Annotated in this window: 17 protein-coding genes; 6 read left to right on the forward strand and 11 right to left on the reverse strand. The window is 36.5% G+C overall.

Going from position 1 to position 18,263, the window contains the following annotated elements:
• Positions 1–21 precede the first annotated feature (21 nt).
• Both FW781_RS14295 and FW781_RS14300 read right to left on the reverse strand, forming a co-directional pair.
• Entirely contained in the window at positions 22–1,137 is a 1,116-nt protein-coding gene (locus tag FW781_RS14295; RefSeq protein ID WP_149388042.1) for an HmuY family protein, read from the reverse strand.
• A 16-nt stretch (positions 1,138–1,153) separates the two neighbouring features.
• On the reverse strand, positions 1,154–3,259 hold the full coding sequence (locus FW781_RS14300) for a TonB-dependent receptor plug domain-containing protein (RefSeq protein WP_149388043.1): 2,106 nt from the start codon (positions 3,257–3,259) through the stop codon (positions 1,154–1,156).
• Between the two features lie 95 nt (positions 3,260–3,354).
• Here FW781_RS14300 and FW781_RS14305 point away from each other — a divergent pair, with 95 nt between their 5' ends.
• Both FW781_RS14305 and FW781_RS14310 read left to right on the forward strand, forming a co-directional pair.
• Complete coding sequence (locus FW781_RS14305; protein WP_149388044.1) at positions 3,355–4,161, forward strand: T9SS-dependent choice-of-anchor J family protein; 807 nt, start codon at positions 3,355–3,357, stop codon at positions 4,159–4,161.
• A gap of 195 nt (positions 4,162–4,356) precedes the next feature.
• Positions 4,357–5,649, forward strand: a complete 1,293-nt coding sequence (locus tag FW781_RS14310; RefSeq protein WP_149388045.1) for a T9SS type A sorting domain-containing protein — start codon at positions 4,357–4,359, stop codon at positions 5,647–5,649.
• 132 nt (positions 5,650–5,781) lie between these two features.
• Here the strand turns inward: FW781_RS14310 and FW781_RS14315 are convergent, their stop codons facing one another.
• The 4 genes from FW781_RS14315 to FW781_RS14330 all read right to left on the reverse strand — a co-directional run bounded on the left by FW781_RS14315 (position 5,782) and on the right by FW781_RS14330 (position 7,738).
• Positions 5,782–6,072: a putative quinol monooxygenase gene (locus FW781_RS14315; RefSeq protein WP_149388046.1), complete on the reverse strand. Its 291-nt coding sequence runs from the start codon at positions 6,070–6,072 to the stop codon at positions 5,782–5,784.
• Positions 6,073–6,160: 88 nt separating this feature from the next.
• Positions 6,161–7,048, reverse strand: coding sequence for a sulfite exporter TauE/SafE family protein (locus FW781_RS14320; RefSeq protein WP_149388047.1), 888 nt, complete (start codon positions 7,046–7,048; stop codon positions 6,161–6,163).
• A gap of 1 nt (position 7,049) precedes the next feature.
• A complete protein-coding gene (locus tag FW781_RS14325) occupies positions 7,050–7,241 on the reverse strand; it encodes a hypothetical protein (RefSeq protein WP_149388048.1) in 192 nt (63 codons plus the stop codon).
• 89 nt (positions 7,242–7,330) lie between these two features.
• Entirely contained in the window at positions 7,331–7,738 is a 408-nt protein-coding gene (locus FW781_RS14330) for an RrF2 family transcriptional regulator (RefSeq protein WP_149388283.1), read from the reverse strand.
• Between the two features lie 174 nt (positions 7,739–7,912).
• On the opposite strand from FW781_RS14330, the gene FW781_RS14335 reads away from it, so the two are divergent.
• From FW781_RS14335 to FW781_RS14345, 3 genes are all read left to right on the forward strand, one after another.
• Positions 7,913–8,341 carry a DUF4268 domain-containing protein gene (locus FW781_RS14335; RefSeq protein WP_149388049.1) on the forward strand — a complete coding sequence of 143 codons (429 nt, stop codon included), beginning with the start codon at positions 7,913–7,915 and terminating at the stop codon, positions 8,339–8,341.
• Between the two features lie 110 nt (positions 8,342–8,451).
• Positions 8,452–9,090 (forward strand): hypothetical protein, encoded by a 639-nt coding sequence (locus FW781_RS14340; RefSeq protein WP_149388050.1) that lies wholly within the window; start codon positions 8,452–8,454, stop codon positions 9,088–9,090.
• 245 nt (positions 9,091–9,335) lie between these two features.
• Positions 9,336–10,568 carry a serine hydrolase domain-containing protein gene (locus FW781_RS14345; RefSeq protein ID WP_149388051.1) on the forward strand — a complete coding sequence of 411 codons (1,233 nt, stop codon included), beginning with the start codon at positions 9,336–9,338 and terminating at the stop codon, positions 10,566–10,568.
• Positions 10,569–10,777: 209 nt separating this feature from the next.
• On the opposite strand, the gene gldG is transcribed toward FW781_RS14345, so the two are convergent.
• The 4 genes from gldG to kbl form a co-directional block, all read right to left on the reverse strand.
• Positions 10,778–12,448, reverse strand: a complete 1,671-nt coding sequence (gene gldG, locus FW781_RS14350; protein ID WP_149388052.1) for a gliding motility-associated ABC transporter substrate-binding protein GldG — start codon at positions 12,446–12,448, stop codon at positions 10,778–10,780.
• Positions 12,449–12,452: 4 nt separating this feature from the next.
• Positions 12,453–13,181 (reverse strand): ABC transporter permease, encoded by a 729-nt coding sequence (locus tag FW781_RS14355; protein ID WP_149388053.1) that lies wholly within the window; start codon positions 13,179–13,181, stop codon positions 12,453–12,455.
• A 59-nt stretch (positions 13,182–13,240) separates the two neighbouring features.
• Positions 13,241–13,792, reverse strand: coding sequence for a CopD family protein (locus FW781_RS14360; protein ID WP_149388054.1), 552 nt, complete (start codon positions 13,790–13,792; stop codon positions 13,241–13,243).
• Positions 13,793–13,963: 171 nt separating this feature from the next.
• Positions 13,964–15,160, reverse strand: a complete 1,197-nt coding sequence (gene kbl / locus FW781_RS14365) for a glycine C-acetyltransferase (RefSeq protein WP_149388055.1) — start codon at positions 15,158–15,160, stop codon at positions 13,964–13,966.
• Between the two features lie 158 nt (positions 15,161–15,318).
• Between kbl and FW781_RS14370 the strand changes: the two genes are divergently transcribed.
• Entirely contained in the window at positions 15,319–16,197 is an 879-nt protein-coding gene (locus tag FW781_RS14370) for a cupin-like domain-containing protein (RefSeq protein WP_149388056.1), read from the forward strand.
• Positions 16,198–16,264: 67 nt separating this feature from the next.
• Here FW781_RS14370 and FW781_RS14375 read toward each other — a convergent pair whose 3' ends face one another.
• Entirely contained in the window at positions 16,265–18,193 is a 1,929-nt protein-coding gene (locus tag FW781_RS14375) for a M1 family aminopeptidase (RefSeq protein ID WP_149388057.1), read from the reverse strand.
• Positions 18,194–18,263 lie beyond the last annotated feature (70 nt).

An 18,263-nucleotide genomic window follows, 5' to 3' on the forward strand; every position in this document is an offset into this window, starting at 1 on the left:
GATATACTATTATTTGATTATTTATAAAGGTTCAAATTCAAAATTGGTGTACCCGCGGTTTCCGTTTTCGTCTTTCATTTTGTTGAATCTCAGCTTAAAGTAGAAACCTTCAGCATCTTTCAGCACAAAGAAACGGTCTGAGTATACAAAGGGAACCGGATTGGCTGATGTTCCTGTTGTTGTTCTCCACTTATCACCAATGGCTCTATGATCATTAAAAACAAATTTGGCCGGCTCAACGTCCTTCAGTTTAAATGCAGTATAAGCCTGTTCCAGATTTCCTGTAACACTTACCTGGTAAGCACCTACTCCATTTAAGGTATTGGTGGTTACAAAATCTGCATAGAAGTAGCTTCCTGCACTGGTTGTAGGTCCCATGAATACTTCATTGGTAAACGTTGTAAATGCTAAGTCCCATCTTTTTTTCTTAGGCTGAATCTTTACCGGTGTACCCGTTTTCAGGTTAAAGAATGAGAAATTGTACTCGGTATCTTTTGTAATGATATATTCTTTGATGTCTGTTCCTGTTGCATTCAAATCGGCATAGCGGATCTTGTATCCATTTTGAGCTCTCAGGATCTGAATTTTTTTCCATCCTCTCGGATCGCCGGATAATGAAACGGAACCTGCCCCGATATTGGCAGCGGAAGGTATTTCTCTTCCAAGATTGATCAGATAAACAGGATTATCAGCATCATTTTCTTTGATAGCGTCAATTCCGGAAGTCTGATTTAGGAAATCTCCGTTCGGATTGTCAATATACTTCATGTTGGCAGCATCAAAAGTTCCTACCTGAGCAATTTCTTTCAAACTTGTAACATCAGCATCTTTTACCTTAGTGATATCTGCAGCATTAGGTATTTTTATAACTGTCATAGCAAGAGATCCGTTCATAATCACACGAAATTCATCTCCTGTATAAAAACCAAGATCCCAATCTGTTCTGCTGTTGACAGCCGGATTGGTGTAATCACTTAAATCAATCCAAACCTGATTAGGTTCTGTAGGGCCTCCGACTTTTACATTAACTTCAGATCCAGTCATAGGAGGTACCGGAACCGGATCTTCATCTGCAGAGAGACAAGACTGAGTGGCCACCATGATGGAAAGAATAGAAAATATTTTTAAATACTTCATAACAGTAACTTATTATTTAAAATTGAAACATTAATCGGGCAAAATAGCTTCTGCCATAGTATAAATTAACAAAACCATTCGCTGCTGTATGGGCTGAGCCGGCAATTGCAGTAGAGTTTAACCTCGTTACATCAAATATATTTTTTACCCCCGCAGAAATTTCAAAATGTTTATTCCAGAAAGGCTGGCTTACGATGAAGTCCATCATATGGAAGCTGTCCACTTTTCCCAGTCGGAATCCGCTTGCTCCGTCCGACACATAAATTCTGTCCGGACCTGTGAATTTGTAGTAAAGGGCAAAATTGGTATCGGTACTTTTCAGTTTGTAAGTTGCTGAAGCTCCTGCCTGTACTAAATACTGGAAGTCTGTGGGAGAAGAGGATGTTAATTCATTCATTGATACCGATGTTCCGTTTACTGACCCTCTTAAAGACAAGGCGAACTGATCTTTTCTAAAATCTACATTGGCTGAAAATAATAGATTTCTGTAGGTATTGAGATTCATGTATTTGTAGGTGGAAGGTTGTTTTACCACCACCATTTCAATCCTGTCCCGTACATCCAGATATAATGCATCTACTCCGTAAGCGATTTTCCAGCCATTATCCACTGAAAAGTTCTGATTCCAGAAAAGTCCTGCTGAGAATCCTTTTTCAGGATTTAAATCCGGATTTCCCTGTACATCATGATTAAGATTTACAAAATAGGTGTATAGCTCGTCATATTTAGGAAAACGGTTTGCAGATCCTATGATGGCTCTAAGATTTGAGTTCTCAGACGTTTTATATCTTGCTGATAAGGAGTAGTTGTATTGATTGTTAAAATTCTCACTTAGCGAAAGTCTTACTCCCGGTCTCAGTGAAAATTTGTCTGAAACATTCCATTCTGCGGAAAGGAAGTTGGAATAGGTAAATATCTTTCTTTTTACCGCTTCACCAAAAAAGTCCCCGGCGATCAATGCGGCATAACCATTGGTATAGTCTAATTCATATCCTAACTGGAAATCAAAAACTTTACTATCCAGAAAGTTACTGAACATTCCTCTTGAGTAGATGACGTCAGTTTTATAGTAAGACTTTTCATCCTGACGGCTCTTTATGGCTCTATTCGGAATATCGTAATTGTAGTCATAATATTTTCTGTCCTGGTTCTGATAGGAGAAATCTCCCATGTATCGGATATGTCCCAGATTGGTCTGAATATTAAACTGATGCACCCAGCGGTCTGTATTATATTTTCTGTCTCTACTTTCATAAGATACTCCACCTACTCCGTCATTAAGTGGATTTCGACTTACTTCCGGATTATAGAAGTTGAAGTTTTCATTAAGATAGGACAACTTGTAGAAGAATGTTGTTTTGTTTTTCGTATATCTTAGTAATGCAGAAGCATCATATTGGTCTTTCGGGTTCCATTCATATCCTCTTTGGTTGTCCTGTCCGAAATATTTATACCCTTTGCTTTCTCCTTCATATCCCATAAACTGGTTATGGTTGAAATTGATGCTTGCAAACCATTCATTGCTGATATTATAATCTATATTCAGGTTCTGAATATGTCTTCCGTTCCCTCTTTTCTTAAGATCGTAATTGTCTCTTACCGTTTCTTCCTGTACCGAACCTCTTACACTTACTTTTTTGGTACTGGTTTTCTTAGTAATAATATTGATTACCCCGGCAACAGCACCGTTCCCATATTCAACCCCCATACTTCCTTTTACAATTTCAATTCTTTCGATATTGCTTAAGGTAATTTTGGTAAGGTCGATATTACTTCCCAGCCCTGTATCCCCTACTACCGGAATATTGTCTATAAGGATTTTTACATAATCACCATTAAGTCCCATAATATTAGCGGTAGAATTTCCTGAACGGGTATCCGGAGTGATCTGTATGTTAAGACTTTGATTTAAAACCTCAGCAACATTCGTAGCTGCCATATTTTTAATCTGTTCTGCATCAATAACCTCAACCTTATATATTGATTTGTTAATGGACTGCTGCATATACTGTCCTGTAATAACAACTTCATCAATTTTCTTTTGATTAAGAGAATCCTTTTCTTGTGCATTCATCCATAAGGCTACGGATAATGATAGAACGGAAAGCACTTTCTTCTTCATAAGGGTACAAATTTTCGACAAATATAAAACTTTATTTAGACTCATTAAAAATAAATATATATTTTTGTGGAATAATTCTAAATAAAAATAATCTCATGAAATTAAAATTACTTTTAGGAACTCTGATGTTTACAGCCTTAACAGCGAATGCTCAGGTATCTAACATCAATGAAAATTTCAATAATTTCACCGCAGGGAATACTACTTTCCCTCAGTTTGGATGGTCTGCCATTGTTGCTCCAATAACCGGTGAGTTTCCTCCTGTACCTCCAAGAATGATTGTAGCAGGCGATTCTAACAGATTCATTCAGTCGTACGCAGGAAATAATGCGACAGGATCTTCATACCTGATTTCACCACAGATTGAAGTTCCGACCGGAAATAAAACATTAACTTTTGATACTACTTTGGTATCTCCATCTCCTGGTCCGGGAAGTATCCAGATAGGAGTAGCATCCAATCCTGCAGACATGTCAACTTTTGTTCCTGTAGGAAGTCCTATCAATGTATCCGTTATTGGTACAGTTCAGAATATCAGCGTCAATATTCCGGCATCTGCAGGCTCATATCTAGTATTTAAATTTACTCCTACGGCAACGCACGTTGCAATTCAGGTTGATAATGTAGTTTACAACACGACCGCTTCTTTAGGGGTTTCGGACAACAATAAAGCAACAGAAAATTTCAGATTTGCCTTAAATTCTGATCAAAGTGCATTAGAATTCATCGTGAAGAAGGATCCTAAGAACATCCAGATCTATTCAGCAGCAGGACAAAAAGCAGCTGAAGGGAAACTGAACGGACAAAGATTTGATATCAGCACACTTCATAGCGGAGTATATTTCATGAGTATTGAAACTGCAGAAGGAAAAATTATCCAATCAAAATTTATTAAGAAATAAGGTTTATTAGACTATTATCAGCCTTTATAAAGCCGGTGGGATCACTTTCCTTCCGGCTTTTTTGGGTCTGATTTTTTGTATTCCCAATGCTGATTAAAATAAAAACACGATAAAAATCATGTTTTATTTAGACTGATTAAAAATAATTATATATTTTTGTGGAATCATTCTAAATAAGGATTTAAAAAATAAATTATGAAAACAAAACTATTATTGGCTTCAGTATTGGCATTGTCTGTTCAGCAGACTGTTTTGGCACAGACTGATGCACAGGGATACTCACAGGTAAATATGACAATGGGAAGCGGATATCAAAACAGAGTTTTTGTAAACCTTGCAGATGGTAATATGGTTTCCCAGCCTGCCAATACCTGGGATGTAGCTTTTTATAGAAATTCAAACTATGCATTTGGATCAAGAATAAATGATGCAAAAGATATTGAAGTATTTACTGCTTCAACTAATTTAGCAGACTGGGATAACATCAGTATCAGCAATGAAGCTTCATGGGGAGCACCTCTATACAACCCGGACCAAACTACTGACTGGAGCCAGGGAGCTTTTGAACAAGGGCCTGTAACATCTCCAAACCCTAATATCCCTTCGACAGGATGGGGAGTTTACAACCCGGTAAACCACCACATTCAGGGGAAAGCAATTTTTGTTTTAAAATATGCTTCAGGTACCTACATCAAGTTTGCCATTGAAGATGCTTTTGCAGGATATACTTTTAAATATTCAAAATGGAACGGTACTTCATGGGGAGCTACAGAAACAAGAACAATCGCTAACGGAACAGATGATTCATATTTCAATTATTTCTCATTTGATACAGGAGCAAAAGTTGCCAGTCTGGAGCCATCAAGAACGGCGTGGGATTTCGTATTTACTAAATATTATACTTTCTATATGGGAGTGCAGATGTATCCGCTTTCCGGAGCAATCCAGAGCCCGAACATCAAAGTGGCAATGGTACAACCGGAAACTCAGGCTACAACAGCTTATACAATCCCTGCCAGTGCAAGCTTCTCATCAGCTATCACAACTGTGGGACACTCATGGAAAGGCATCGGAACGGTAAAAAGTGATGTGGTATACTATGTAAAAAAAGGAAACGACTACTACAGAATGTACTTCACTACAAACGGTGGCGCCACTACAGGAAACATGTATTTCAAATACAAGAAGATTACTGAAACATTAGGTATTACCGAAGTTGGAAAAAAGGCGTCTTTCGGGATTTATCCTAACCCTGCAACGGCTGATAAAAAAGTAACGGTTCTTTTTGATGTTAAAGAAAAAGCAAGCAACAAAGGAAATGTAGAAGTCTATGATCTTACCGGTAAAAAAGTATATTCTGCTGAACTTAGCAATCAGGCAGGATTCTACAAGCAGGATCTGAACCTTTCTACGCTTACATCAGGAAATTACCTTGTGAAAATTACTTACGGAGGGCATTCGGAAACGAAAAAGCTTATCGTAAAATAAATATTTTATTTTAATACTTTCTATTTTTTCTAATAAAAAGGCGGTTTCAATAGTTTGAAACCGCCTTTTATTCTTAAAGGAAACTAAAAACATTTAAATCTTTAAATTCTTAAATCTTTAAATATTAAAAGATTAATATATCTTAAATCCTTTGTAAACTTCTGCTGAGCTCTCCATGATTTTGGAAGCGTCCTTACGGAAGTTTAAAAGGTGGTCCTGGCCATTATGCCTGTTGTGGTGCTCTACACTTTCCCAAAGCTCAATCAGGAAGAAAGTTCCTTTATTATCTTTATCTTCAATAAGGTCATACTGCAGACAGCCTTCTTCTTTTCTTGTTTCTTTCACAAGGTTCTGAAACAGCTCTACAGCATCCATCAGATAATTTTCATTAAACTTAAAAAGTGCAATGATATGTAAATTCATGTTCTAATATTTAGTGATGTAAAAGTAAAATATTTTCAAAACCGAATATCTTTTTATACCCTTTATTTTTCAATACAAGGCATAATTTTTAATTAAAAACTGATTTATAAATAGTTATAGAACTCATCACAATCACCAATGTTCCAATAATCACAAACATTTTCTTCACAGGAAGCTTTGCAGTAAGCATAGCTGAAAAAGGTGCCGTAATAATTCCTCCTATCAAAAGACCCAGAATAATATTCCAGTGCTGGATTCCCAGGGTAAAGAAAAAGGTAACGGCAGCTGTAATCGTAAGGATAAATTTAGCTACGGTAGAGCTTCCTACGGCAAATCTTGGGGTAAAAGCATTTTTAATCAAGGTTCCGGTTACCAGAGGTCCCCATCCTCCACCGGCAAAAGAGTCTATAAACCCTCCTATCACTCCCAGTCTGGTAAGGTTGGTTTTCCTTTTCAGTGCTTTGCTTTGTTTTTCTTTAAAAGCATTTGATAAAATCTGAATCCCCAGGTACAGAGTGTAAAAAGCGATCAGTGTTTTGGTGATTTTCGCATAATATTCTCCAAGATAAGTAAGACTTACTGCACCAATGACAGCCCCGATAACTGCCGGCACTGCAAGTTTCTTCACTAAACTCTTACTGACATTTTTCAATCTGATATGGCTGATACTTCCCGCAGCCGTTGTAAAGCTTTCTGCTGAATGAATACTCGCACTTACAATATGGGGTGGAATATTCAGAAGCATAAGTGTGGTAGTACAGATCACTCCATACCCCATTCCCATTGACCCTGCTACAACTTCTGCAAAAACTCCTACCAAAAGCATCCAGTAAAAAATATAATTATCTTTTGCTAAGATGGCCAGAAGTTCATCCAGATATCCCAGTTCATACATTGAAAAAACAGCAATAGATATAATAACAGCCGTCACAAAAAGGACATTAAGCCTAACCTGAATTTTTCTTGAAATCACCATATCACAAAATCATTTTAGGGTATACTACTTCATTATCAAAATCATCAAGAATATAGACCTTCAACGATTGTCTGTTATTCGCATTCCTGCAAATAGATTTTTTCCCGAAAAAAAGGTGTGCAACAGTTTTATCCGCTGCTGTATTGAGGGGTGTAAGCTTTTGTAATAGGTGCGCTTCTTCTTTTGAAATCATAATTTCTTCCTTTGAAGTATTGCAAATATCTGATAAAAATATTTACCCTACAAAAAAAGTAGACTATTAATTCAAAAAAAAGGACCAGGTCAGTCGACCAGATCCATTAAAGTTTTTTTCTCAAGAATATTCAGTGAAGCATCCCGAACCTCTATCAGTACATCATGAAGTCCGCAGTGATCTTCATTGCAGTCGGCACATTTTTCATAAAAATTAAGACTTACACAAGGAAGCATTGCAATAGGACCGTTTACAAGACGAATGATCTTGGCCAGTTTCACATTCTCAGGTTTTTCTTTCAGAAAATATCCTCCACCCTTTCCTTTTTTACTGTCAAGAATTTCCGCTTTTTTTAATTCAAGCAGAATATTTTCCAAAAACTTTAAAGGAATTTTTTTGTGTTCCGCAATTTCGGAAATAAGAATTGGGCCTTCATTTCTTTTTTCTACAAGATATGAAAGTGCCTTAAACGCATATTGAGATTTTTTTGAAAGCATTACAGCAAAAATAAGAAAATTGTTTAACATTTGAAAAAGGCAGATAAGGTGGACAGATAAATCTGTAAATTTGAGTTTTACTCTACGTATTTTTGCGTACCCGTCTTATCCGTAATTTTACGGATTCAGTACCACATTTTTGCCTTTCTCCTATTAAATCATTATGTTTGCTGTATGTTCAGTAAACAAGAAGCACAGCAGTTAAAAAAGGAATTTTGGACAGCTTTTGGAAGATCATTTCCCAGAAAATGGATTCTTTATGATACTAAAATAAAGGATATGGCATTTAAATTTTCTGCCGACAATAAAAAAGCAGAAGTTTCTCTGGATATCGAAATGAAAGATGAGATCTTCCGAAATGCCTACTACGAAAAGATCTGGTCACTGGAAGATATTTTAAAGGATTTCACTGGAGATTTTCACAAAGAAGAATATTTCACCCTTGAAAACGGTAAGATTATCAGCAGAATATGGATTGAAAAACATGGTGTTTCCATTTTTAATAAAAATACGTGGCAAGAAATTTTTGAATTTTTTGTGGACAAAATGGACGGTTTTGAACGCTTTTACTATGAATATGAGGATTTTATAAAGGATATATAAAATACTTACGAAATAAATACTATTTTACACTTCAGGCTTAGATAAAAAAGAAAACTTATCTTTGCGATACCACTTAAACTAATAGATGAAACTAAATAACGTGATTAAAAATGAGAAAAGTGTACAAAAACATTTTTGGAGAAATCATCTCTAAAAGTAAAGCTGTGAAGCTAAACGAATATCATCTGTATTATTATGAGGAAGGTTCCGGTTTCTTGAAAGAAATTGAATTCATCAACGAAGACAGTGTTTACAACATCAATTATTTTCTAAGTGACGAAGAAGACGAAGCACAGGTAGTAGATTATCTTAAGGAAAAATCTGACTTTTTTGATATTGAAAAAAAAGAAACTACCGACGGCTTTATTATTTCTACCAATAAATTGTATTCCTTATCCGTAGATGAGCTGCCCTTAATTTCTAAAACCGTTTTCAAAACGGACGACCCTGAAAACTTCATCTGTTCCCAGGTCATCGATAACGAAACCCATAAACCACAGCTCGAAAGAACCATAAAATGCTGGTACACTCAGGATGAGAAGGGTGAAAAATATGCCGCTATAGAATGCAGTTACCAGGAGGACGGAAAACTGGAACTGGCTGTAGACAAAACTCCTGATCCCGACCACGAAGAAAATTGGGTTCATTATGATTATGATACTTTCCAGGACCTTCAGACTCAGATCCCGACTGATATCAGCTATTACAGAACTGCTGCCTTACTTCCAAAAGAAGCCTATCAGCAATAACTTAAATACCAATCTGCTCGATATCTCTAATATCTTTAGATATAAAGATAGATGATCGGTTATACAGAATTTCTTTAGTAATTTCAGTGACGGGCTTTTCATCACTCCAATAAGTGGTTACATCTTACAGCTATTATAGAAAAATAAAATAGTGACTGTTTCAGGATTGAAACAGTCTTTTTCTTTTTTAATCTCCTCAATCTGTAACAAAACTACTTTATCAAGTGTCTTATTATTAAAAACATATGGGAAGGATTTTATTATTAATGATAACTTCATGGATGTTTACATCATGTCATTCGATGAAAGAAGTTCGTCTTGTTAATCATGATGTCAAAGATTCTTTGAATGTGGCTGTCAACAAAATATACGAGCAAGGTCTATTCAACGGGTTTGCCGTTTCTGTGGTAAATGAAAAGTCGACTTTATATCAAAAGGGATTTGGCTTTTCAGACGTAAAAGAAAAAAAACTCTATACTGAAAACACGATACAGAATATTGCGTCCGTTTCCAAAACATTTGTTGGAATTGCTCTTCTGAAAGCTCAGGAGCTCGGAAAATTGAATCTGGACGATCCTGTTCAAAAATATTTACCCTTTAAAATAGTTAATCCTCATTTCCCTCAAACCCCAATTACCATTCGCCAGCTGGCAACCCATACTTCTTCTATTCTTGACAACGAATTTTACGTATCTAAAAATTACTTTCTGAAACCTGATCAGGATTTGAATGGATTAAAACTTAATTTTGATGATGAGCAGGTATTCAATCCTACAGATTCTATCATTTCTATGCCTGTATTTCTAGAAAATGTGCTGGCAGAAAACGGAAAGTGGAATAAAAACAGTTTCTCCGCCTATAAACCGGGATCAATTTATGAATATTCCAATGTAGGAACTGCTCTTGCAGCCTTTATTATTGAAAAAGCGACCGGGCAACCCTTCAATAATTTCACAAAAGAATATATCCTGAAACCTCTACAGATGAAAGACTCAGGATGGTCTTTTGAAGAAGTAAAGTTTTCAAAATTCTCCAGGCTGTATGAAAACCCCGAAACGCCTCTTCCCTATTATCAATCTGCAACATATCCTGACGGCGGGTTTATTACGAGTATCAACGACCTGAGTAAGTATTTAACCGAACTTATCAAAGGTTACAATGGAAAAGGAACAATCCTGACTCAAAAAAGCTATAAAGAATATTTTACGCCCCAACTTACAGCTTCCAATTTTACGGAACGGAATGATAAAAATCCTTACAGTGAATCTTATAATGTAGGAATATTCATGGGATTTGGATATACAGGATATATTGGTCATACAGGAGGTGATCCTGGAGTAATGTCTATGCTGTTTTTTGATCCTAAAAATAATCTGGGAAGGATTATGATCTTCAACACGAACTTCTCAGACAAAAAAGGAAATGATGCTTTTTATGGAATCTGGAATGTACTGGAGAAGTATCAAAAGAAACTATAGACCAAGTTACAATTGATGATTACCAACAACTCTGCGAACAGTTATTCTGTTTCACTGGCTTATTAAAACAGAAAAATAAACAGTACGGTTATCGTATGTTATAAGATCAGGCTTCTGCCGAATTTTCTTCAGGAGTTATTAAATTGCTTCTAAGCAGGATTATTATAATAAAAAAGTCCGGAAGAAGATTCTTCCGGACTTTTTATATTTTATCCAAATTTCTTTTTCCTCAGCCAGAAGAATAATCCTCCGATAAGGCCGATAATCGCCAGTGGAAGCAGTAAATTCAGCCACTGCCATGTGGATTTTTCTTCAGTGATTCTTTGTCTGTCAAGAAGTCTTTCTTCTATATTTCTGTTTCTAAGCTCCATCAGATTGCTGTCATCCAGCAAATAATCCAGAGCATTTCTAAGGAACTGTTCGTTTCCAAACTGTTCGTTCGTCAACAGGTCAACTCCTAACGGAAGCGGTTTTCCTTTGATCACCTTATTTCTTCCTACATCACCGTCTGCAATAACGATCATTTTATTTTCCGGGCTGGATGCTTTGAATCCCGGGTAAGATTTTCTTTCAATTCTTGATGCATACGCAGAATTAAATTTCCCTTCCAATGCTACCGCAAAGATTTTCGGTGTACTTGGTTTTTCCATTTGTCCAAGACTGTCTACACTTGCAATTTCTTTCAGATCTACATAGTTTGGAACCTGTTTCAACAATGTTCTTTCGCTGGATTCAAAAAGGACTTTTGTTTTGATATTTTTTCTTCCTCCTAAAGTATCAATAGAAGTCGGGAATTCAAATTTTACAGGGTTGATATTTTTTGTAACCGGATTATTATTTTCGGCAATTCCAAGCGGGTAATAAGGCCAAGGCAGGCTTGTGTACTGAGGATTTCCACTCACTTCTCCTGTAACCAGTCTTAACAGGGCAAACTTCTTAACGTCTTTAACCAAAGCGGGATTAATTCTCAGCCCATAATTGAAAAAGAAGTCTGTCATGTTGATATCTACCGGGAAAGGCATTACTTTTTTGGATCTTGTTAAGGTATCCATTTCAGCATTTACCGCATCAATCATCCAAAGTGTTTTTCCTCCGTTCATGATGTATTGGTCAAGAATTACTTTTTCATTATCTGTAAAAGCTTTTCTTGGTTTTGCAATCACCAAAGCGCTCATCTGCTTCAATAACGGGATATCTTCTATTGAAAGTTCTGTCTGATTTTTAGGAATAATTGGCCCTGCATCATAGTTTTCCATTGCCAGCTGTACAAACCCCTGGAACTCGTCAGGATTTAGCTCATCATGATTGACCAGGATTCCGATTTTCTTTCTCTTGGCTGCTGCAATATTTTTAATGTTGGAAACAAGGTTATATTCCAGTCCTTCGATAGATCTTGTCAGCTGCTGATCGGCATCAATTCCTGCCTGCTGTACTACCAGCGGTATAGAAACTCCGTCATTTCCATGTTTGATCACAGCGTATGGGAAAAGGGTGATCTGTGAAATCTTTCCGTCTTTCACATCCGGAAGAATAGATGGCTGCATCCCCATGGCCATCAGGGTGTCCTGAGACATTTTTGTTTTGATCGGATCGATGAATTTAAAATCAATCTTTGGATTAATTTTTCTGAATTCTTCCAGCATAAATTTCGTTTCGCTCTGAAGCTGTTTGAAACTTGCCGGGAAATCTCCTTCCAGATACACTTCAACAGTCAGAGGCTTTTTAACAGACTCCAGCACTTTGATTGTGTTATCAGAAAGCGTATATCTTTTTTCTTTGGTTAAGTCTAATCTGATTCCTGAATAGGTCAGGATAATTACCAATGGAACAATTGCAAATAAGAATATTCCCAGTGGAGATTTAGCATTGATCTTCTTCATAATTCTACTTCTTTTTGTTTATAAAATGATTGGACAATACTAATGAAGCACCAATGACAAGAACAAAATACGCTATATCTTTAAAATCAATAAGCCCTCTTGTAAAGCCTAAGAAATGCTGATAGAAACCAATATTCTGAAGAATAAAATCTGCTCCTCCCAAAAGTTTATAGCTTGCCAGCTGTTCGATTCCGAAATACATGATAAAGCACATGAAAACGCCTAACAGATAAGCCATAATCTGATTCTGTGACAGTGAAGAAGCCAGAATTCCCACTGCAGCAAATGCCGCAATTAAAATAATCAGGCCAAAGTAACTCCCGAAAGTCATTCCAAGGTCTATATTTCCTGCAGGAACTCCCAGCACATATACTGTATAAAGGTAAATCAGTGAAGGAATAAGGCATAGAATCCCAACAATCCATACGGAAAGGAATTTTCCAGCTACCAGCTCTGAAACTTTTAACGGCTGTGAAAAAAGCCAGTTTAATGTTCCCGTTTGCTGTTCTTCTGCAAAAGTTTTCATAGAAAGGGCCGGAATGATAAACATGAGCAGCCATGGAACCAATACGAAATAACTCTGAAGCGAGGCCATTCCGATCTCAAAAATATTAGAATCGTTGTCGAAAAAGAACAGGAAAAGAGTAGCTATCAAACTGAAAGCAGCAATAATCACCCATGCGCTCCAGTTTCCAAAGTAACTCCAAAGTTCTTTCTTTAAAATTGCAATCATAGTTTTTTTGTAAGATGTAAAAAGGATGAATATTCTCAGACATGCACCCTACTCCACAATTATTTGTTTTTTTTATTTTTATTAACCAGTTTCACTGTCATCATGATCAGAAATACAAGAACGAAAAATCCTGCAATTAATTGCCACCAGTATTCGATCACCATTGATTTTAAAATAACGGTAAATACCACCAGAAACAGAATGAATGTCGCAATTTCATTAGCCTGTCTCAGTTTTATATTGGCCGTTGGCAGTGTATTTCCATTCAACGTCTTCAAATGAAGCACTTTTTTCCAGCACCAGTAATGGTAAATGGCAAGTCCGATCAGGAAGGTAAGCTTTAAGTGAAACCATCCCATTTTCATCAGCCCCGGATTTAAAAAGATCATGACCAATCCGCATACTGCCATGATTACCCCCGCAGGAACAGTGATAATATTCCACAGTCTTCTGGCCATAAAGGTGTACTGCTCTCTCAGAATTTTCTTCTTTTCTTCAGGAAATTCGTCGGTATCCTTATAGTAAACGAAAATCCTCACGAGATAAAAAATTCCCGCAAAGTAGCTTACCATAAAAATAATGTGCAGCGCTTTGATTATTGTATAAAGCATTCAGAAAAAATTAACAGCAAAGATAAGCTTATTATATAATTGTTAAAAATAAATTTCTTTTGATCAGGAAAATATAAGTAAAACGGATTTCTATAAAAAATAGTTCGGCTCGGGGCAGCAAAGCTGCCCGAGCCGAACATTATATTTTCATTGTTTTAATCAACTCAATGATTAAGAAATCACGCCTAATTCTTTTCCAACTTTTTCAAAAGCAGCAATCGCTTTATCCAGATGTTCTTTAGTATGAGCAGCAGATAACTGTACTCTGATTCTCGCTTTTCCTTTCGGTACTACAGGATAGAAGAATCCGATGACGTAAATCCCTTCATCCATAAGCTTTTCAGCCATTTTCTGAGAAAGAGGTGCATCATAAAGCATTACCGGAACAATCGCAGCATCTCCGTCCGGAATATCAAAACCTTTCGCTTTCATTTCCGTTCTGAAGTATTCTGCATTTTCCATTACCTGATCACGAAGAGTTGTATCATCAGAAATCATATCCAATACTCTCAATGCAGCTCCTACAATTCCGGGTGCTAAAGAGTTGGAGAATAAATAAGGTCTGGAACGCTGTCTCAGCATATCAATGATCTCTTTTTTACCGGAAGTAAATCCTCCCAAAGCACCTCCTAAAGCTTTTCCTAATGTAGAAGTGATGATATCTACTCTACCCATTACCTCATTCGCTTCGTGAGTTCCACGGCCGGTTTTTCCGATGAAACCTGTTGCATGAGAATCATCTACCATTACCAAAGCATCATATTTGTCAGCAAGGTCACATACTCCCTTTAAGTCTGCAACAATACCGTCCATTGAGAATACTCCGTCTGTTACAATTATTTTGAAACGGTGGTTCTTTTCAGAAGCAGCGATTAACTGAGCTTCCAGATCCGCCATATTATTGTTTTTATATCTGTATCTCGCTGCTTTACAAAGACGAACACCATCAATGATAGAAGCATGGTTCAGTTCATCTGAAATAATAGCATCTTCTTCTGTAAACAATGGTTCAAAAACACCACCATTTGCATCAAATGCCGCTGCATAGAGGATAGTATCTTCAAGACCTAAAAAGTCAGCAATCTTTTTCTCCAAATCCTTGTGAATATCCTGTGTTCCGCAGATGAAACGTACCGATGACATCCCATATCCATGAGATTGAATCATTTCCTGAGACGCTTTCATTACTTCCGGATTGTTGGATAATCCCAGATAATTATTCGCACAGAAGTTCAAAAGCTTTTTTCCGTTAGCTTCTATTTCTGCACTTTGCTGAGAAGTGATGATTCTTTCTCTTTTGTAAAGTCCGTCATTCTCAATATTCTGAAGTTCATTCTGTAAATGTTGAAGGTATTTTTCAGAGATCATTTTTAGTAATTTTTTAGATGTGCTAATTTACTAAAAAGGCAGTAAAATAAAACCTTTTATATGTTTAATTCTAAAAAATCAATTCTGCTTTCAGTTTTAACATTATTAGTCTATAAATTTAGTAGGATAATAATTATATTTGTTTAAAATTTGAGAGCATGAGATTAAAGCCGGTACAAAAAATAAAGACAATCAATTCAGAAACCTTTATTAATAACCATATGAAGCCGAGAATTCCAATTATTATCGAAGAGTTTATACATCCGGAAAGCCCTGCCTTCAAAAAGTGGAATTATGAGTATTTCAAAGAAATCGCAGGGGATCATAAAGTAAATGTTTACGGCAGTGAACTTGATTCCCTCGACAGAGTGGCAAGTGATCCTATAGCCCAAAGCACATTTTCAGAATATCTTGATCTTATACAGTCTGCTCCTACTGAACACCGACTTTTTTTATTTAATTTATTAAAAATAAAGCCTGAGCTTAAGAATGATATTATCTACAATGATGTTACGAATGGTAAAATACTAAAATGGCTGCCTTTTATGTTTTTCGGAGGTGAAGGTTCTGTCACCAGAAATCATATTGATATTGATATGTCCCATGTTTTCATTACTCAGTTCCAGGGAATCAAAAGAATCTGGCTCTTTCCCTGGGAACAGTCTGATATCATGTATAAGCTGCCTTATAATTTCCACAGTCTTGCCCAAATAAAAAATCCAGACTACAGAAAATATCCAGCATTACTCTATTTAAACGGTTATGAAGCAGTGATTCATCCTGGTGAAACACTTTATATTCCTTCCGGATGGTGGCATTATATTCAGTATGATACAGAAGGATATTCTATATCAGTAAGGGCGCTTCCGTCAAGTCCTCTTGAAAAATGGAGAGGTTTCAAAAACCTGGTCATCACAAGACATTTTGATAACCTCATGCGTAAACTATTCAAAGAAAAATGGTTTGAGTACAAAGTAAAGATAGCCCGTAAACGAGGTGCAAAGGCTGCCAGAAAACAAAGAAGCTTTCAGATCTGAAAGCTTCCTGTTATGTTATCATCAATAATAAGTAAAAGAACTTATTGATATTTTACCGTGTTTAATTTTAATGCTTAATAAATTTGATGCTCTTTTCATCAATCGTAATGAAGTAAGTTCCTGGAACCAATTCTGAAATCCCAATCGCTTTACCTGGCTGATAAGTTCCTTTTCCTACCAGTTTCCCATCTACCGCATGAATGGTAAAATCTGCTGTTCTGTTAATTCCTTTCAGGTTAATTTCATTTTTAGCAGGATTGGGATATAGACCAAATCCTTCCTTCTCAACGGAAGAAACACTTAAAGTATTATCCTGGGTAACGGTAGAGTTTTTCTCCAGAATCTGGTACTCATAATTGAACTGAACACTAGCAATGGGAAATGTTACAGATTCTAAAAAACTTTGGTTATTTGAAGTATTGTTCAGGACCAGATAAGCAGTTTGTCCTGAAGTTCCGGTTACTTTTATAGGTAAAGGCATTTCAAAAAAGCTTACGTTAGAACTGCTTTGTGTCTGAGAAACTTTAAATAAAGCCTGATTACCGCCCTGCATCCATTTTATAGTATATGTGGGATATCCTTCCCCATACACCCAGTCGTTAAAAAATTCCGTAAAATCTGTCCCGGTAGACTGAAGCAAAGAAGCATTAAAATCAGCGGTACGTGCATAGCTGTAGGCTAAATTCGGTCTTGCGTGATAATCTTTAAGCGCCTGATAAAAAACGGCATCTCCTAAAATCCACTTCAGCATTCTCAATACATATCCTCCTTTAGAATAAGACAGTCTGCTGTCAAATATTCTGTTGATACTTGAAAGTCCGGTATCTGGTACATACACTGTTCCTGTTGTACTTGCTGTAATATAATTGGATTGACCTTGCAGATAATTCATAAACTCCGTATTGGTCATCAAAAGTTTTTCATTGGCAAGATGTTCTCCGAAAGTAGCAAAACCTTCATTCAGCCAGATATCATTCCATGCACCACAAGTTACCTTATCTCCAAACCATTGGTGAGTAAGCTCATGGGCAATAAGCTGCTTGCTCCAGCCTCCCATAGAAGACATCGTCTGATGCTCCATTCCTCCTCCGTACATAAATTCCATGTGTCCGTATTTTTCATTTCGGAAAGGATAAGAACCAAAGTATGTTTCAAAAGTATTCATCACCTGCTTCGTCCATTCAATATTATTCAGGCTGGTTTGATTTGAATTGGTGGAAGGATAAATATAGTTCACAAAAGGAAAAGGAGGGTTTCCGATGGTATCCGTAAGCTTAACAAAGTTGGTAATTGACAATGCGATCAGATAAGCTGGTGTAGGATACATCGTTCTCCAGAAAGTAAGCTTTGTTGATCCTGTAGGAAAAGTTTCGGACATTAGTTTCCCATTGGCAGCTACACTGTAATTGGATGGTGTTGTAATTTTAAAATCAAATCTTTCAATTTTATCATTTAAACTTTGTTTTGTCGGAAACCAGTCCTGTGCGCCATAAGGTTCATTCAACGTTGAAAGTACCGGAGTTCCGCCCTGCGTAGCTGTTGTGAAGGCTCCATTGGCACTTGGTGGCATTCCTGAGTAATGAATAGTCAGAGAGTCCAGTGTATTGGCAGTGACCGGAGTTTGAAAATCAATTTTCACTTCGTTGGAAGGAAGCTGTTGGAAAACAAGATTGTTACCGTGATATTTAACCTGAGAAACCGTTAAAGAAGTCGTCAGATCAAAATAAATACTTCCCATATTCTGAGTAGGCTTAAAATGAGAAGTTACCGATCCGGAAATATTGTTGGAAGCCGGGTTGAGCGTAACATCCATTCTTTGATACTGTAAATCGTAATTCAGAGTATTGGGATTCGTATTCCCGATATTCATTTTTTGCGTAAAGGATTTTTTCTCTTTTTCGATCAATCCTTTCATATCGATGTTTTGCTCATGCTTCTGGCCATAAAATTGCTGGGAAATTAAAAATCCCAACACCAAAAGGTACAATTTTGTCATGTTTAGAAAAATTTAATCAAATATAAAAAAAAACCTTTTAATCAATGATTAAAAGGCTGTTATAATATAT

Source organism: Chryseobacterium panacisoli, from assembly GCF_008274625.1.
GTDB lineage: Bacteria > Bacteroidota > Bacteroidia > Flavobacteriales > Weeksellaceae > Chryseobacterium > Chryseobacterium panacisoli.

Coding starts and splice junctions, on each gene's coding strand:
- FW781_RS14315 (WP_149388046.1), bottom strand. CDS start 6,072: ATGAATTTACATATCATTGCACTTTTTAAGTTTAATGAAAATTATCTG.
- FW781_RS14360 (WP_149388054.1), bottom strand. CDS start 13,792: ATGCTTTATACAATAATCAAAGCGCTGCACATTATTTTTATGGTAAGC.
- FW781_RS14340 (WP_149388050.1), top strand. CDS start 8,452: ATGAGAAAAGTGTACAAAAACATTTTTGGAGAAATCATCTCTAAAAGT.
- FW781_RS14320 (WP_149388047.1), bottom strand. CDS start 7,048: ATGGTGATTTCAAGAAAAATTCAGGTTAGGCTTAATGTCCTTTTTGTG.
- FW781_RS14330 (WP_149388283.1), bottom strand. CDS start 7,738: ATGCTTTCAAAAAAATCTCAATATGCGTTTAAGGCACTTTCATATCTT.
- FW781_RS14345 (WP_149388051.1), top strand. CDS start 9,336: ATGGGAAGGATTTTATTATTAATGATAACTTCATGGATGTTTACATCA.
- FW781_RS14300 (WP_149388043.1), bottom strand. CDS start 3,259: ATGAAGAAGAAAGTGCTTTCCGTTCTATCATTATCCGTAGCCTTATGG.
- FW781_RS14305 (WP_149388044.1), top strand. CDS start 3,355: ATGAAATTAAAATTACTTTTAGGAACTCTGATGTTTACAGCCTTAACA.
- FW781_RS14325 (WP_149388048.1), bottom strand. CDS start 7,241: ATGATTTCAAAAGAAGAAGCGCACCTATTACAAAAGCTTACACCCCTC.
- kbl (WP_149388055.1), bottom strand. CDS start 15,160: ATGATCTCTGAAAAATACCTTCAACATTTACAGAATGAACTTCAGAAT.
- FW781_RS14355 (WP_149388053.1), bottom strand. CDS start 13,181: ATGATTGCAATTTTAAAGAAAGAACTTTGGAGTTACTTTGGAAACTGG.
- FW781_RS14335 (WP_149388049.1), top strand. CDS start 7,913: ATGTTCAGTAAACAAGAAGCACAGCAGTTAAAAAAGGAATTTTGGACA.
- FW781_RS14370 (WP_149388056.1), top strand. CDS start 15,319: ATGAGATTAAAGCCGGTACAAAAAATAAAGACAATCAATTCAGAAACC.
- gldG (WP_149388052.1), bottom strand. CDS start 12,448: ATGAAGAAGATCAATGCTAAATCTCCACTGGGAATATTCTTATTTGCA.
- FW781_RS14310 (WP_149388045.1), top strand. CDS start 4,357: ATGAAAACAAAACTATTATTGGCTTCAGTATTGGCATTGTCTGTTCAG.
- FW781_RS14295 (WP_149388042.1), bottom strand. CDS start 1,137: ATGAAGTATTTAAAAATATTTTCTATTCTTTCCATCATGGTGGCCACT.
- FW781_RS14375 (WP_149388057.1), bottom strand. CDS start 18,193: ATGACAAAATTGTACCTTTTGGTGTTGGGATTTTTAATTTCCCAGCAA.